Source organism: Mesorhizobium sp. M8A.F.Ca.ET.208.01.1.1, from assembly GCF_004791315.1.
Lineage (GTDB): Bacteria > Pseudomonadota > Alphaproteobacteria > Rhizobiales > Rhizobiaceae > Mesorhizobium.
In genome coordinates, this window is the sequence record NZ_SRUT01000001.1 from 1,416,658 (window position 1) to 1,432,616 (window position 15,959).

12 protein-coding genes are annotated in these 15,959 nt (G+C 63.0%); 7 read left to right on the top strand and 5 right to left on the bottom strand.

All coding sequences use genetic code 11. The features are described from left to right. Nucleotides 1-182: 182 nt before the first annotated feature. A complete protein-coding gene (locus EN851_RS07215; RefSeq protein WP_127869569.1) occupies nt 183-857 on the top strand; it encodes an alpha/beta hydrolase in 675 nt (224 codons plus the stop codon). Between the two features lie 97 nt (nt 858-954). On the opposite strand, the gene EN851_RS07220 is transcribed toward EN851_RS07215, so the two are convergent. After that, nucleotides 955-1,776, bottom strand: a complete 822-nt coding sequence (locus EN851_RS07220) for a phosphatase PAP2 family protein (RefSeq protein ID WP_135928844.1) — start codon at nt 1,774-1,776, stop codon at nt 955-957. Between the two features lie 25 nt (nt 1,777-1,801). Next, nucleotides 1,802-3,445, bottom strand: a complete 1,644-nt coding sequence (locus EN851_RS07225; protein ID WP_127869571.1) for a glycosyltransferase family 39 protein — start codon at nt 3,443-3,445, stop codon at nt 1,802-1,804. A gap of 286 nt (nt 3,446-3,731) precedes the next feature. On the opposite strand from EN851_RS07225, the gene tyrS reads away from it, so the two are divergent. Further along, entirely contained in the window at nt 3,732-4,985 is a 1,254-nt protein-coding gene (gene tyrS, locus EN851_RS07230; RefSeq protein WP_135864129.1) for a tyrosine--tRNA ligase, read from the top strand. A gap of 6 nt (nt 4,986-4,991) precedes the next feature. Here tyrS and EN851_RS07235 read toward each other — a convergent pair whose 3' ends face one another. Further along, complete coding sequence (locus tag EN851_RS07235; protein ID WP_135928845.1) at nt 4,992-8,372, bottom strand: DUF3971 domain-containing protein; 3,381 nt, start codon at nt 8,370-8,372, stop codon at nt 4,992-4,994. 95 nt (nt 8,373-8,467) lie between these two features. Here EN851_RS07235 and EN851_RS07240 point away from each other — a divergent pair, with 95 nt between their 5' ends. Next, nucleotides 8,468-8,935 (top strand): peroxiredoxin, encoded by a 468-nt coding sequence (locus EN851_RS07240; RefSeq protein ID WP_135928846.1) that lies wholly within the window; start codon nt 8,468-8,470, stop codon nt 8,933-8,935. Nucleotides 8,936-8,975: 40 nt separating this feature from the next. Here EN851_RS07240 and EN851_RS07245 read toward each other — a convergent pair whose 3' ends face one another. Then, on the bottom strand, nt 8,976-10,112 hold the full coding sequence (locus EN851_RS07245; protein ID WP_135880170.1) for a GNAT family N-acetyltransferase: 1,137 nt from the start codon (nt 10,110-10,112) through the stop codon (nt 8,976-8,978). Further along, complete coding sequence (locus EN851_RS07250) at nt 10,109-11,110, bottom strand: sterol desaturase family protein (protein WP_135928847.1); 1,002 nt, start codon at nt 11,108-11,110, stop codon at nt 10,109-10,111. Before EN851_RS07250 ends, EN851_RS07245 begins: the two co-directional genes overlap by 4 nt. A 303-nt stretch (nt 11,111-11,413) precedes the next feature. Between EN851_RS07250 and EN851_RS07255 the strand changes: the two genes are divergently transcribed. The 4 genes from EN851_RS07255 (at nt 11,414) to EN851_RS07270 (ending at nt 15,935) form a co-directional block, all read left to right on the top strand. Beyond that, entirely contained in the window at nt 11,414-12,718 is a 1,305-nt protein-coding gene (locus EN851_RS07255; RefSeq protein WP_127869576.1) for a M23 family metallopeptidase, read from the top strand. Between the two features lie 209 nt (nt 12,719-12,927). After that, nucleotides 12,928-14,094: an ROK family transcriptional regulator gene (locus tag EN851_RS07260; protein WP_135864121.1), complete on the top strand. Its 1,167-nt coding sequence runs from the start codon at nt 12,928-12,930 to the stop codon at nt 14,092-14,094. Further along, nucleotides 14,091-14,855 carry an ATP-binding cassette domain-containing protein gene (locus EN851_RS07265; protein ID WP_135864119.1) on the top strand — a complete coding sequence of 255 codons (765 nt, stop codon included), beginning with the start codon at nt 14,091-14,093 and terminating at the stop codon, nt 14,853-14,855. Before EN851_RS07260 ends, EN851_RS07265 begins: the two co-directional genes overlap by 4 nt. A 39-nt stretch (nt 14,856-14,894) precedes the next feature. Beyond that, nucleotides 14,895-15,935, top strand: a complete 1,041-nt coding sequence (locus tag EN851_RS07270; protein ID WP_135864116.1) for a sugar ABC transporter substrate-binding protein — start codon at nt 14,895-14,897, stop codon at nt 15,933-15,935. The last annotated feature ends 24 nt before the right edge of the window (nt 15,936-15,959 follow it).

Sequence of the window (15,959 nt, forward strand, 5' to 3'; positions counted from 1 at the left end):
CCGTCCTATTTACGCGGCTTGCGGCGAGGCGATCGGGCGATTGCGTTTCGGCCACCCAGTTTTGAACAATTCTAAACTAGCTTCTAGGAAGACGCTCGCCCTGCGTCAAGGTCTGTGGAAGCGGAGCCAGAGGAAGAGTGTTCCGGGCGCCGCGCACTTGTATATGTCACGTGGAGTATTTCATGCCTGAGGTCATTTTCACCGGTCCTGCCGGCCGTCTGGAGGGACGCTACCAGCCCTCGAAGGAAAAGAGCGCGCCGATTGCCATCGTGTTGCATCCGCATCCGCAGTTCGGCGGCACGATGAACAACAAGATCGTCTATGACCTCTTCTACATGTTCCAGAAGCGTGACTTCACCACGCTGCGCTTCAATTTCCGCGGCATCGGCCGCAGCCAGGGCGAATTCGACCATGGCACCGGCGAGTTGTCGGACGCAGCGGCGGCGTTGGACTGGGTGCAGTCGCTGCATCCGGATTCCAAGAGCTGCTGGGTGGCCGGCTACTCCTTCGGATCCTGGATCGGCATGCAGCTCCTGATGCGCCGGCCCGAGATCGAAGGCTTCATCTCGATCGCGCCGCAGCCCAACACCTATGATTTCTCGTTCCTGGCGCCCTGCCCGTCCTCGGGCCTGATCATCCATGGCGATGCCGACAAGGTGGCGCCGCCGAAGGACGTGCAAGGCCTGGTCGACAAGCTGCACACGCAAAAGGGCATCACCATCACGCAGAAGACCCTGCCCGGCGCCAACCATTTCTTCGCCAACGACGCCGATATGCTGATCGAGGAATGCGCCGACTATCTCGATCGCCGGCTGGCCGGTGAATTGTCCGATCCGCGACCGAAGCGGCTGAGATAAGACATTGGGCGATCCGTATTCGCCGGGCTAAGGGCGGGCGGGCAATGCCCGCCTCCTCGACGCAAGGCTGCCGCGGCGCGGATTATCCGGCATCGGCCTATTTTTCCGGGGCAATAAGTCGGAACGATGCCTTGCGGACCGGCAATCCTGAAGGTGCCGGCCGGAAGATGAAGCCGAGCCTGGCAAAGACCAGTCCGCACGCCAGCGCGAAGGCGCAGCCGAGGCCGAAGCCGGCAACGGTGTCGCTCGGATAGTGCGCGCCGACGAAGACCCTGGTCGAGGCGATGCAGGCCGTGACCACCAAAGCGATGTACCAACGCCGCGGAAACAGAAGCATTAGGATACCGAACACGGCGCCCATCGTCGTGGCATGGCCGGAGGGAAAGCCGGCAAAGCGCGCATCGAAGGCAAAAGGGTGCAGCGCAAGGACGCCAAAATCCTGGAAGTAGAGCGGGCGGGCCCTGCCAATGGCATATTTCATGACATTGACGGTGATGCCGGACAGGCCAACCGCGCTCAGCACCAGGAAAGCCAGACAAGTCCAACTGTAGACCAGCATCAGCGCGCGCCGCGAAAGGCTTCGCCAATCCGTCAGGTTGGCCGCGACAAGCAGAAGCGCGGACGGAATAAGATACCAGCCGCCCAGCCCGAACTGCGTGAAGAACTCGGCAAGCCTGGCCACATCGGGCGACCATTGACCATGCGCCACCCCCGCCGGCGTATCGAGACGAACAAAGGCTGCTGCCGTCAGAAAGACCCAGACCAGGCCCCACGGCCACCATGAGATGTTGGGATAGCGAGCGGGGCGAACGGCAAGGCGCCGTCTTGCGAGTTGCAGGGTGTCGCGAAAATTGCCGAGGGATCGGCGTCCTATCCCGAGGAGCGAGCTGGAAACGGGTGGGCGCGATTTCACGAGCATTGGGAACACGACGCCATCATCGAAGTCATTGGCTCACACGATAAAGACCGAGCGACAGTTTGTCTCCCGATGAGTAGTTGAGGCCGTCGACTTCGGCGACGCGGTTGGCCGACTTGCCTTGCACGGACAGCATGCCATTCAATTTCTGTTCGTCACCGATCGGCACCAGGCCCAAGGAGCAAGCAGGATCGGCGAGCAGATGCTCCGCCACGCCACCGACATCGGTCAGCACCGTCTTCGTGCCGACCAGGAATACCAGGCTAGGCTCCTGATAGCGCGCCGAGGCCAGCACGGTCGTGTCGCAAGGTTTGTTGGCGCGCACGGCTTCCTTGATCGCCGGGCTCAGCCAGATCGGCTTCAGGGACGGGGCGATGACACCGAACAGCAAGGCATAGGTGATGCCCGCACAGGCGGCGGTTGCGCCGATGCGGGGCAGCGGCACCTGCAACTGCCGTGAGAAGGCGAGGTAGCCGGCGCAAAGCGCTGACGCTGCCGCCGGGATGCTCCACCACGAGAAGCTGTGCGTAAGGTAGATCGGTGCCCCGATACAGACCGCCGCCAGGCCAAGGCTGACCACCACCAGACCGAATGCGGTCGACCACCACAGCCACTGCTGCCAGGGTCTGAGCGGCGCATTGGCGTCCTGCGGCTGCAATGTCAGCAGCCAGCCAATCAGCAGCGCCATGCCGGGATAGGCCGGCAGGACGTAGTGCGGCAGCTTGGTCGGGATGAGTTCGAACACGAGCCAGAACGGAATGTACCATGCCAGGCAAAAGCGCAGCCTGAAATCGTCACGCACCCGATTGAGGGCCTGCAGCCCGGCGCCGACCGCGATCAGGCCGAACGGCCACATGAACAGCGAATAGGTCAACATGTAGAAACCCGGTGGCAGGCCGTGCGATTCCTCGCCCGAAGCGACCTTGTTCAGCATATCCTTGCCAACGGCTTCCTGGAAAAAGGCGCCGCCGCTCTTCCAGCCGATAAAAGCGACCCAGGGCAGCACGATGAGCAATACCAGCGCCACGCCGCGCACGAATTTCAGCTTCAAAAGCCAGCGCCAGTCGCGTTCGAAAGCAATCAGGGCCGCCGCCGTCAGCAGCGACAGGAGCGGAGCCACGGGCCCCTTGATGAGGATCCCCACGCCTTGCGCGAACCAGAATATCCACGGCAGATGGCCCGCCACCGGCTCGTTGCGGCGCGCCGCCAGATAGACCTGCGCCAGCGCGCCCTGCGCGGCCACGCAGCAGGCCAGAAGCATGGCGTCGGTTTTGGCGTCGCGTCCCTCGAAGGCGGTCGCGAAAATCGCCGCCATCATCAGGCCGGCGGCAAGGCCGGCATTGGCGCCGAACATTTTTGTGCCCGTCCAGGCGATGCCCAGAACAGCGAGCGCGATTCCGAGCATCGAGACAAGGCGGTACACCCAGATCGGCGCGGCCGCGCCCTCGCCGCTCAATGCGACAGCTGCCGATTGTAGCCAGTAGATGCCGATGGGCTTCTTGTAGCGTGAGACATCCTGGAAGCGAATGTCGATATAATCGCCAGTTTCGACCATCTGCTTGGTCGCCTGGACAAAACGGGATTCGTCGCGGTCGATCGGCGGAAGGCTCGCCAAGCCGCTGAAACTCATTAGCAAGCTGAACAGAAAGAGGAAGAGGTAGTTTCTGTTCATCGCGGGAGCTTTCCGGATCTGATCTGCGGGACGACCCCGTCGCGGCGTGCGGGCGCTGCCCTTGCGCGGCGCCTCATTACGCCAGCGGCATGAATGAGGCAAGGATTCGCAATTGCCATCCGCGGGGAGCAAGACCAGGTTCCGCCTTTGCTGATCGCGAACTCTTGGTTGGCGCGCGATCCGGCGCAAAACCGGATTCCACTTTTGCTGATGCCACTTGAGTGCTAAACGCGCGCGTTCACATATGCCCGCGACGGACCGGGCGTACGCTTTCGGGAAAGAAAACATGCCTGCCTTCAAATCCGATTTCCTGCGCACGATGAGCGAGCGCGGCTTCATCCACCAGACCTCGGATGATGCCGGCCTCGACGCTATCTTCGCCAAGGAAACCGTGACGGCCTATATCGGCTTCGACGCCACGGCCAAGAGCCTGCATGCCGGCTCGCTGATCCAGATCATGATGCTGCACTGGCTGCAGCAGACCGGACACCGGCCGATCGCGCTGATGGGTGGCGGCACCTCGATGATCGGCGACCCGTCCTTCAAGGACGAGGCGCGCAAACTTTTGACGCCCCAGGACATCGACGACAACCTGGCCGGTATCCGCCGCAACTTCATGCCCTACCTCAAATTCGGCAGCGGTCCGAACGACGCGGTCATGGTCAACAATGCCGACTGGCTGATGGAGATCAACTACGTCAATTTCCTGCGTGATGTCGGTCGGCATTTTTCGGTCAACCGGATGCTCGCTTTCGATTCCGTCAAGTTGCGGCTCGACCGCGAGCAATCGCTGTCGTTCCTTGAGTTCAACTACATGATCCTGCAGGCCTATGATTTCGTCGAACTCTACAAGCGCCTTGGCTGCCGTCTGCAGATGGGCGGCTCCGACCAATGGGGCAACATCATCAACGGCATCGATCTCGGCCGCCGCATGGAGGATGCGCAACTATACGCACTGACCACGCCGCTGCTCACCACCTCGTCCGGCGCCAAGATGGGCAAGTCCGCCTCGGGCGCGGTCTGGCTCGATCCAGAGATGTTGAGCCCCTACGAATTCTGGCAGTACTGGCGCAACACCGAGGATGCCGACGTTGGCCGTTTCCTGAAGCTCTACACCACGCTGCCGCTGGACGAGATCGCACGGCTCGAGCGGCTGGGCGGCTCCGAGATCAACGAGGCGAAGAAGATCCTCGCAACGGAGATCACCGCCCATCTGCACGGCCGCGCGGCCGCCGAACAGGCCAGCGAGACGGCGCGCAAGACCTTCGAGGAAGGCGCTCTCGCCGACACGTTGCCGACCGTCGAGACGGACAGGGCCGCGCTCGAATCCGGCGTCGGCATCCTGTCGCTATTGGTCAGCGCGGGGCTGGCATCGTCCAATGGCGAGGCAAGGCGGCACGTCCAGGGTGGCGCCGTGCGCCTGAACGACCAGCCGGTAAGCGACGACCGTCGACTGGTCACGCTTCAGGATCTGAGTCCGGAAAATGTCGTAAAGCTTTCATTGGGCAGGAAAAAGCACATCCTGGTGCGGCCGGCCTGAGGACCCTCACCGGTACTCGAAGATCGACCTGAATATGCCCGGCGCGATCACCGACAGCGGATTGACGTCGAGCACCGGCTTGTTGGCATTGCCCCTGAGCCGGTAGGTGACGCCGATCAGGCCGCGGTCGCGGCCATTGCCCAGAAGCGCGCCGACGATGGGCAGTTCGCCGAAAATACGGTTGAGGCCGTAGACCGGCATGAAGGTGCCGGTCATGTCCATATTGTTGTTCTGGTCGTAGAGGATGCCCTGGAACGTCGTGCCGATGCGCGGGCCACGCAGCACGCCATTGGTCAGCTTCAGGTAGCCGCTACCCTTGTCGATCTCGGCGTAACCCCGTTCGAACTTCACTCGCGACGTGTCGAGCTTGCCCTTCACCGCCTGGTTGAGGCTGCGGCTATCGCCGGCCGGCGTGGTCGAGACGATGGAGGCGAGTTTGGGTTCGTTGACGACGAAGAAGTTGCTGGTGTCGACCTTGCCCTTCATCGGTCCATCGCTGGCTCCCGACAGGGCCAATGTGATCGCGCCGCCTTCCATGTGCTCATAAATGTTGAGGAACCGCAGGATGGCGCCGGCGTCCGCCGACTGCACGTTGAGCGAGCGTCTGTCGTCGCCGGTGGTGTTGCTGATGGCGATGGCGGCGCCGGAACTCGCCGTCGCGCTCACCTTCAGTCCGTTCACCCTTGAACCGGCCGCACTGTAGTCGAGCTTCAGGTTGGACAGTTGCTCATCGTGGAAACCGGTCAGCTGATTGACATCGGCGCTGACGGAAATGTTGTCTGTTCCCGTCGTCTTCGTTGCGGTGTCCACATCGGACGTGAACTGCTTGATGAGCGAACGAGCGTCGAGCGCACTGCCATTGATGTCGACCGCGTAGCCCTTGCCCGATCGCTTGACCGAAACAGCCACGTCGTCGCCCCTGTTCAAGGTGACCTTGCTGAACTTGGCCGAAGACAAGGCGCCGTTGACCAACACGATACTGCCGTCGACGGAGAACGTCTTGCCGTCGAGCTCGAAGTCGGACAGCGTCGTGGTGTCGCCGGACTTGGTCATGACGAATGTGGCGCTGGCGGGAACCCCCGCCCCCTTGCTCCAGCCGGCCCAGGGAATGTCCAGCCTGGCGTTGGTCAGGTCGGCCGAGACGTTCTGGTTGCCGTTGCCGCTCTTGTCGATCGCGACCTTCACCGTTCCGCCAAGCAGCGGCGTCAGGCCGGGCATGGCGGCGGCGCGGATCTTGTCGTCGAGCACCAGGGCTACCTTGCGGCTGCGCGCCGGCCCGTCATCCGCCAGCGGCTCGACGAGGTCGAGTTCGGCCGGAATGCCATTCAGCGATGCCTTGGCCGAAATGACAGCCTTTTGCGGGTCGACGGTGATCGAGCCATCGGCATTGGTTACGGCCTGTCCCTCGAACGGCTTGGCCAAGGACAGGCCGGTATAGTCGAGCGACACCAGCCAATCGAGCTTCGCGGTATCGACGCCCGACTGCAGCGGAATGTCCGCCTTGACGTGGCCGGTAACGCTGCCGGAAAGATCCTCCGGCAGAAGGCCGACATGGCGCATGGCATTGATCGGTTCATAGGATGCAAGTTCGGCGACAGCGGACGCATCGCCGGCAACGTCGATATCGAGAGCGCCGATGACCGGCGGGCGGTTGGCCGCCTTGACGGTCAATGTCCCGTTGCTGGCCGCAACCACGCGGCCACTGGGCATGAAGACGGTGCCCGAGGACAATGAAATGTCGACGTCGTTGCCGTGGAATCCGACGACGCCCACCGCGTCGCGGATCGGCGGAATGCGGCCGGCCGTGTCGAAGCGCGCCCCCTCGATCTGGAAGCGGCCGAAGACCTCGTCGGCGGAAAGCGGTACCCCATTGCCGAGGCGGTCCGGCACCACCTGGAACTGGAGATTGGCGTCGACCACGCGGCCGCCGAACAAATTGTTCAGCACCCAGAGCCGCGCATTGCGCGCCGAAAACCATGGCCAAAGCTGTTTGACGTGCGAGACCGGCATGTCATGGACGCTGAGCGCCAGATTGATCCCGGGAGCCTTGCCGTCAACGAATTCCACCGTTGAGGTACCAAGCACCTCGCCGGAACCAGAGGACCGAACCGCGATCTGCTCGGCCACCAGTTTACGGCTTTGCGGCTGATAGACGCCAGCAATCCGCGCCAGGAAGATCAATGCGGGTTCAGGCGAATCCGACGGTGCCAAGGTCGAACCGTCGCTGGTCAGATCGTAACGGTACGAGGGTTCCTCACCCGCTACCCCGGTTGCCGGTTTTGGCCCGATCGAGCCGCCGAAATCGAATGAAGACCGGCCGGTTTTCAGCAGCAACCTGTCCACCTGGATCTTGTTGGAGCCGTAGACAAGCGTCGCATTGACATCGGCATCCGCCGGCAGCAGCCCGCGCGCGCCAAGATCGAGCACCGAGCCGGTGGATGAAAGGGCGGCGGCCAGGCGTGATGCGGTGGCGCCTGAGCCTTCCGATCCCGTCAGCTTCAACGCGACGGCACCAAGCTTCCCGGAGCCGGCAGCGGTGGCGCCGGCATCCGCCAGATTGATGCTGGCATCCAGGCTTGTTACCCGGTGCGCCGCGACATCGCGGATGGCGGCGGCGGCAACCGTGACTGTCCTGCCGTCGACATCCGCCTCGGAGGTGAACTTCATGCCCCCCGGCCCCGACTGAACCACGGTGGCGTCGGCGATCTTGACCAGCTTGATCGATCCGGCGTCGGGCAGCACGAACTCGACATTGCTGAGATCGATCCGGCGCATCGAATCTTCCCGCACGGCATCGAGCGCGCGATGGATATTGCCGAACACCGCGTCCGACAGTTTCTCCGGATCGACGAGGCCGTCCTGGTTGCGCAGCGCCGCGGTCCAGTCGCCGCCGGACGGCATCGCCGCCATGACGACACGGGCATCGGAGATCCTGGCACTGGTCAGCCGCACCTCACCCCATAGCAGCGGCACCAGACGCACGCCAAAGCGCACGCGACCGGCATCCGCCATCGGCTTGCCGTCTGATGTCTTCAGGCTGACATCGCTCACCTGGAGGGCGACGAAGCTCGAACTGTCGAGCGTAATGCGCGCGGGCCCGACCGCGACATTGATGTCGACGCCCGCCAACCTCTCTATGGCGCTCTCCGCCTCGACGCGCAGCCGGTCCGAGCCGATGCCGGAAAGGCCGATGAGATAGACGGTCACCGCGACCAGCAGCATGAACGCGACCAGGCCGGCAAACAGGCGTGAAAGGATGCGAACGCCGCGGCCGATGGCAGCCTGACCGAGAGGCGGGACGCGGCACGCGGACGGCAAAGCCCCCAGGTCGGTGATCTCGTCCCGCCTGAACCTGATCTTCTCGTGCTGCGGTTGCTCCTGATCCACGCAATCTTCCGTTGTACCAATTCGCTCGTGGACGAATCCCCGCTCGACACTATATCGGTGTGGCTTCGCGCGTAACCTCAAACAAGGGCATCGATATGGCCGACCTCGACGTAGGCGATCCCGCGCCGCAATTCGACCTGCCGCGGGACGGTGGCGGATCGCTCAGCCTGGCGGCATCCGCCGGCAAGCCGGTGGTGCTCTATTTCTATCCACAGGACGACACGACAAGCTGCACGCAAGAGGCGATCAGCTTCTCACAGCTGAAGCCGGAATTCGAGAGGGCCGGCGCCGTCGTCATTGGCCTGTCGCCCGACAGCGCCAAGAAACACGACAAGTTCAAGTCGAAATACGATCTCACCATCGATCTTGCCGCCGACGAGGAGCGCAAGGTGATCGAGGCCTACCATCTGTGGGTCGAGAAATCGATGTATGGCCGCAAATACATGGGTGTCGAGCGCGCGACGTTCCTGATCGGACGCGACGGACGCATCGCCAGGATTTGGCGCAAGGTCCGCGTCAAGGGCCATGCCGAGGCCGTGCTGGAAGCCGTTCGCGCGCTCTGAACGTCGCCAAAGCCCACCAAAGCAATCGACAATTATGACGCTACTCGTCAGGGGCCTCAGCCTTCGGCTGCCGCCGCGTCCTCCAGGATTTCGAAGCATGGCTCACTTGATCGGCCAGCGCGGCAAGATGGCCACGCAAGCCGCGCGCGCCCATCATCGACGACAGCGTGACTGATTGCGTGGCGAAGCGCCGCTTGAAATCCTCGCCGCCGCAGAGAAAATCAATCGTGGCAAGGCCACGGTCGAACGACCACTGGATATAGTCCATCATCAGCACCATACCCGGCGAGGCGCGCTCGTATTCGGGATCATAGGTGGTGACGAAAGCCATCATCGTGCCGCGCTGCTCGAAATTGATCGAGACGGCGACGATCTTGTCGTCAAGCTCCAGCACGAAGATGCGCAACAGCCCGAGGTCGGCCAGCACCGAAATAAGCGCGGCGAGAACGGGCGAGCCCTTGTCGAACAGATCCGAGGCGCGACCATGGCGGGCGAGCCAGAGGCGCTTCAACGTCGCGACCCGCTCGAGCACCGGTTCGCGCGGCTCATCCGGATCCAGCAGCCGGAAACGCAATGCGCCGCTTTCTTCCATGAACTTGCGGCCACGACGATAGTTCTGCCGGCCCTTCTTGGACAACGTCTCGAACCATTCCGCCCCACGCTGCCAGGAGCCGCCGACACGATAGCTGATTTCAGTGCGGTGGTTGGGCCGAAGCGCCTTGCCATGGGCCGGTTCCAGCAGGGCATGAACACCGGCATCCGGCAGCAGACGGTTGAGATAGATCAGGTCGAAGCCGCCCTGGTCAAAAACATGCTGCCAGAGGCGGGAGATCGCCCGCGGGTCGCTGTCAGGTGCAACCAGCGCGTCGCCATAGTCACTGTGATCCTTCGCTGCCCATTCGAGTATGCGGATGCCGGAGCGCCTGAAGGTCGCGAGCGCTATCACGCCGTCGAGCCGGTCGCCGTTCCAGGCAAGGCCAATCCTGAGCGCTCGCCGTTCCTGGTGCGGGGTGGTTCGCCACCAGGCCGCGATCCAGTCCGGGTGCTGGAAGACAAGCCCGCCGGCCCGCTGCCAGAGCGCGCTCCAGGCCGGTGCGATCTCGGCCAGGCGCACCGCCGATGTCACGATTTCGAAGGTGCGTGTCCGCGGGATGGCGAGCACAACGGGAGCGTTCATGGCCGTGTCCCTTCCGAGGATCGCGAGGTGCGTGAGCGTGACTTTCCGGGCCGGATGCTCCTGGCGATATGCCCCCACATCCGCTTCAACGGCATGACGTAAAGGCCGGCGAGCGACTGGTAGTCACGTACATCGCGGTCAACCAGCCCGAACTTGAAGTCCTCGTCGGGCCTCGGCACACACAATGTCCCAAAGAGCCGATCCCAGAACGAGAAGAGCAGCCCGAAGTTCTTGTCGTAGTGGCGCGGATCGGTGCTGTGATGCAACTGGTGCCAATGAGGACACAGGATCAAATTGTTGAGCGGGCCGAACGAGATCTTGAAATGCGTGTGCCTGACGAAATCCATCATCAGGATGTTGCGCATGACATAGACGTTGACGCCAAAAACGGTCAGTTCGACAAGGTTCAGCGAAATCAGCGACCAGATGCCGAAGCAGAGCCCCACGATGAGGCCGTCCCAGGCCCGGTTCATCAACTCGTCGAGCGGATGGACCCGGTCCTTGGTGATCCCGACCATCACCTCGGCCGAGTGATGCACCTTGTGCAGTTCCCAAAGCAGCGGATAGCGATGCTGGGCGACGTGATAGAGATAATAGGAAATGTCGTAGGCAAGCAGCATGCTGACGGTGAAGATCAGCACCGTCACCGGCCCTGCCGGCCCCTCGATCAGAGGCGGCTGGAACTGGAACAGTGTGGAAAACAGCCAGTTGGTCCCGTAGCCCACCGCCGTGACGAAGACGATTCCGGCGGGCAGCATCAGGAAGGGCATCAGGGCCTTCTTCGTGACCCAGAACAGCAGGTCGGCCTTCGCGGACGGATGGGTGATGACCTCATGCGGGATGACGAACTCGAAAAACTCCTTCCAGCTCTTCTCCTCGACCGTGCGCCAATAGGCCACGAGGGCGCTGACAAAGGCCGTCAGCAGCAAAAGCCCGGTCGCCAGCAGACTGGTGCCCGAAATCTTGTCGAGGATCTTGCCAACCAGATCGTCCAGCATTCCTACCGCCACGGTGAATCCCAAATACCAACACGCCTTTACTCGAAAAGCGTCAACTAAATGCAATCGAAGACAGTTAAGAAACCCGAGCCTTGCTCTGCGAGCTACTGGATGCTCCCGACGGAACATGAGTGTTCATCGCCAACGATTCCGCGGCATAGGGTCCGCGTCCTGGAGATTTTCGCGCAACCTCGTGCCCGCGCTGCGTGCATTCGGCGCCGCGCGGCCGATAGGGCAATCCTTTGTTAACCCTAATAATGTGTAATCAAGCTCTCGTGGTGTCGTAAACGAAAGCTTGGTCCCGTGAACGCAACCGGTCAGTCCGCAGTCTTCGGCAGGCGCAAGGAACCACATACGGTCATCATCGCCCGAGGCAACGAGATCAGGCACTTCACGGTCCGCCCCTGGCTGGCGGCATTCATCGGTTCAGCACTCGCCGCCATTGCCATCGGCTACCTCCTGGCCACATCCTATCTCGTGCTGCGCGATGACCTGATCGGCGCCACCACCGCACGCCAGGCGCGGATGCAGCAGGCGTACGAGGACCGCATTTCGGCGCTTCGAGCCCAGGTCGACCGCATCACCAGCAGGCAGCTGCTCGACCAGCAATTGATGGAAACCAAGGTCAGCGAACTGCTTCAGCGCCAGACGCAGCTCAGTCAGCGGCATGGCCGTCTCGGCCCGCTGCTCCAACGCGCCGAAAACGACGCCGGAACGGTACCCGCCGACGATCCAGCCGCGGCCGCCAAGACGGACAAGCGCGCCGAGGTGACCGGCAGCATCAACCAGCCCGCGCAGACCTACGCGGTTGCCAGCCTGGGCGCCGACCTCGGCACCGCCGACACCAGGCCCTTCTCCTTGTGGTCGACCCGCACCGATCCGCTGCCCACCGATTCAGCGGCAGATCGTGCCGACAAGCTGTTCGTCTCGATCAACCAGTCGCTGAAATCCATCGAGAATGAGCAGCTCAGCCGCATCAGCACGCTCGCGGACAATGCCTACAAAAGCGCGGATGCCATCCAGCAGGCGCTGCAGGCAGCCGGACTGCCGGTCGACAGTGATTTCGGCAAGAACGAAAGCGATGTCGGCGGACCGTTGATCCCGCTCAACTCGTCGATGATCTTCGACAGCAAGGTCAAGGAGCTGGACGAGGCGCTGGACACGCTCGACCAGCTGAAAAAGGAAGCGCGCCGGCTGCCACTTGCCAATCCCGCCCCCGGCCACTCCGTCACCAGCCCGTTCGGTGTGCGCACCGATCCCCTTCTCGGCACGGCCGCGCTGCATTCGGGCATGGATTTCAGGGCGCCCATCGGCATGGCGGCGCGGGTGACAGCGCCCGGCGTCGTCACCAAGGCCGGCTGGAATGGCGGCTATGGCCGTATGGTCGAGATCGACCATGGCAATGGTTTTGCCACGCGCTACGGACATCTCAGCGAGATCGACGTGACGGTAGGCGAAAAAGTCGACGCCGGCGCCATCATCGGCAAGACCGGCAGCAGCGGACGCTCGACTGGCCCGCATCTTCACTATGAAGTGCGGCACAATGGCGAGGCGATCGATCCGCTACGCTTTCTGACCGTCGGAAGGAAAGTCGCGCAGTATCTCTGACAAGGGCAACCGCTCGCCCGCCAGCTGAATCCCGAGCCACCGGCCGAGCGACGCCTCTCCCTCACCAGGCAGTCTCCCGCCTCATCGCTGATCCACCGAGGATGAGACACCACGGATCTTCAGTTCCGTCCGCGCTCCGATTATTTTTGAATTCCATTTGACTGAATAAATATTTGATGCGAACCTTACGTCACGTGAGGGCGCAAGGCATGGCATTGCGGGGGACCAATCAGGAGTTCGGGCGGCCGTACAACCGGCGCATCGTGCTGGAGTCCATCCGCCGTCATGGCCCGATCGCACGTAGCGACATCGCCAGGCATGTCGGGCTCACCGTCCAGACCGTGTCGACCATCGTTCGCGAACTGGAGGAACAGGGCTACATCCTTTCCGTACGCGAAGAGCCGAAGGGCCGTGGCCTGCCACCCGCGACGCTGCGCATCAACCCGGAAGGCGGCTATGCCGTCGGCATCCACCTGACGCCGCTTGGAATAGACGCCGCACTGATCAATCTCAGCGGCGACGTTATCGAGAGTTCACGCCGCGAAGCCCCCAACGCGGCGCCTGATCATGCGTTCGACCAGATTGGCGCCATGGTTCGCGACCTGACGGGCAAGCGGCCCGGCGGCCGCGTCATCGGCATCGGCATGGCGCTTCCCGGTCCGTTCGACGTGGACTCCATGAGCTTTGTCGGCCCGACCACGATGACCGGGTGGAAGCACGTGGCGCTGCGTGAACGGCTGACGGCCGCGACGGGATTGCCGGCGTTCTTCGAGAGCGACATGGCCGCCGCCGCGATGGGCGAGAGGCTTTATGGCATCGGAGCCCGCCATTCCGATTATTACTATCTCTATTTCGGCGTTGGGCTCGGCGGCGCCATGATGCATGACGGCAGCGTTCTGCGCGGCGCCTGGGGCAATGCGGGCGAGATCGGCCACATTCCCGTGGTCCCTGATGGCGAGCTTTGCCCCTGCGGCAACCGCGGCTGCCTCGAGCGCTACCTCTCGCTCGAAGCGCGGGGCCGCCGGGCCGGCGGCGACGCCGATTGGGTGGCACAGGTCGGCCCGATCTTCCGCAATGCCATCGCCATCATCGAGAACCTTTTCGACCCAGAGACGGTCGTGCTCGGCGGCCTGGCGGCGTCGGAGTTGCTCGAACGCCTGGCGGACGCGGCCGAACCGCTGCACAATTCGGTTTCGGCTCGCGCTGATCGCAAGACGCCGCGTGTCATCGTCGCCAGCGGCGGCCAGCATGCCGTGCTGCGCGGCGCGGCGGCACTCGCCGTCTCAGGGGTGTTGTCGCCACGCTTCGGCCAGATGTTCGCCGCCGAACGCGAGCGCGGCCGCGACATCCTTTCGGCCAGGGAGATTGCTGCATGAGCGAACCCCTGCTGGTGCTCGACAACGTGACCAAGAACTATGGCGCGATCGAAGCGCTGAAGGGGATCAGCTTTTCCATCGGCAAGGGCGAGGTGGTGGCGCTGCTCGGCGACAACGGCGCCGGCAAGTCGACGTTGGTCAAGATCATTGCGGGCGGTCTCGAACCGACATCCGGCCGCATGCTGTTCGAGGGCAAGGAGTTCCTGGCCCGTTCGCCGGCGGAAGCCAAGGCGGCCGGCATCGAGACCGTCTACCAGGACCTGTCGCTCTGCACCAATGTCGACGTTGTGGCCAATTTCTTCATGGGCCGCGAGATCACGAGGAAGGTGCTCGGCATTCCCGTGCTCGACGAACGCGCCATGGAGGCTGTCGTCGGCAAGGCGCTGGCCAGCGCCGGTACCCGCATTCCTTCACTGCGCACCAATGTCGAGCACCTCTCGGGCGGCCAGCGCCAGGCCATCGAGCTCAACCGCTTTGTCCACTGGGGCGGCAAACTCGTGCTGCTCGACGAACCGTTTGCCGCACTTGGCGTCGAACAGACGCGGCGCGGTCTCGACATGATCCGCCAAGTGGCGAGCCAGGGTATCGGCGTCGTCATCATAACCCACATCATGCAGCAGGCTTTTCAGGTCGCCGACCGGATCGTGGTGATCCGGCAAGGCGTCGTGGCGGGCGATGTCGCACGCAACAAGACAAGTCCCGATGCGGTGATCAACATGATCACCGGGGAGACGCTTGCCGGTGCCGGACCGGCGGGCTGAGGGACAAAGAGGGGTCCGGCTTAACAGGGAGCCAACGACATGAAGCGAATACTTCTTGCTGTCTTCGGTATCCTGGCACTGGCCTTTGCCACGCTCACGCCGGCATTCGCCCAGTCCAAGGGTATTGTCTACTACTTGGTGCCGACATTGCTCGACGAGTTCCAAACCGGATCGGTGAGCGCGCTGGAGCTGTTCCTGAAACAGACCGGCTACGAGATGAAGACGCTGAACGCCGACAACAAGACCGACGCGCAGCAATCGCAGATGAACGACGTGATCGCGCTGAAGCCGGCGGCGATCATCCTGGCCGCCGTCGATTTCAATGCGCTGAAACCATCGATCGAGGCCGCCCGCGCCGCCGGCATTCCGGTGGTCGAATTCGATCGCCAGATCACGTCGACACCGTCCGATTTCACGTCGGTCGCGGGTACCGTCGAGATCGGCTATGTCGCCGCCGATCAGGCCGAAAAGCTTCTGAAAGCCAAGAACGGCTCGGTGAAGGGCAAGGTCCTTCAGGTGCTTGGCGACCCCGGCGATCCTTACACGCTCGACATCCAGAAGGGTTTTGAAGAGAAGATGAAGGCGTTCCCCGACGTCAAGATCATCTCGCTGCCGGCCATGCAATGGGAGGCCAGCAATGCCGGCACCATCGTTGCCGACCAGATGCTGGCCAATCCCGACATCGACCTGATCTTCAGCCATGCCGCGCACCTGTCGGTCGCCGCCGTCGCTTCGCTAGAGGCCGCCGGCAAGAAGCCGGGCGACGTGATGCTGATGAGCTCGAACGGCGCGCCGGTCGGCCTCGACCTGATCCGCAAGGGCTGGCTCAATGTCGAAGTAGAGCAGCCGCTTTACGCACAGGCCGCGGCCGTCGCCATGTTCATGGACAAGGTCGCGAAGAAGCAAGAGATCAAGCCCGGCGAATACGACGTGCTTGGCCTGAAATCGACCGTCACCAAGGAAGCGTGGGGCCCGAACATCAAGATTCCGGGTGCCGCCATCACCAAGGAGAACGTCGACAACCCGGCCTTCTGGGGCAACCAGAAGCCGCCGACCGATACGGTCAAGTCGGTCGAATAGGCATGTCGCCTGAACGCTCCGGGC

Coding starts and splice junctions, on each gene's coding strand:
- EN851_RS07215 (WP_127869569.1), top strand. CDS start 183: ATGCCTGAGGTCATTTTCACCGGTCCTGCCGGCCGTCTGGAGGGACGC.
- EN851_RS07250 (WP_135928847.1), bottom strand. CDS start 11,110: ATGCTGGACGATCTGGTTGGCAAGATCCTCGACAAGATTTCGGGCACC.
- EN851_RS07265 (WP_135864119.1), top strand. CDS start 14,091: ATGAGCGAACCCCTGCTGGTGCTCGACAACGTGACCAAGAACTATGGC.
- EN851_RS07240 (WP_135928846.1), top strand. CDS start 8,468: ATGGCCGACCTCGACGTAGGCGATCCCGCGCCGCAATTCGACCTGCCG.
- EN851_RS07220 (WP_135928844.1), bottom strand. CDS start 1,776: ATGCTCGTGAAATCGCGCCCACCCGTTTCCAGCTCGCTCCTCGGGATA.
- EN851_RS07225 (WP_127869571.1), bottom strand. CDS start 3,445: ATGAACAGAAACTACCTCTTCCTCTTTCTGTTCAGCTTGCTAATGAGT.
- EN851_RS07245 (WP_135880170.1), bottom strand. CDS start 10,112: ATGAACGCTCCCGTTGTGCTCGCCATCCCGCGGACACGCACCTTCGAA.
- tyrS (WP_135864129.1), top strand. CDS start 3,732: ATGCCTGCCTTCAAATCCGATTTCCTGCGCACGATGAGCGAGCGCGGC.
- EN851_RS07260 (WP_135864121.1), top strand. CDS start 12,928: ATGGCATTGCGGGGGACCAATCAGGAGTTCGGGCGGCCGTACAACCGG.
- EN851_RS07270 (WP_135864116.1), top strand. CDS start 14,895: ATGAAGCGAATACTTCTTGCTGTCTTCGGTATCCTGGCACTGGCCTTT.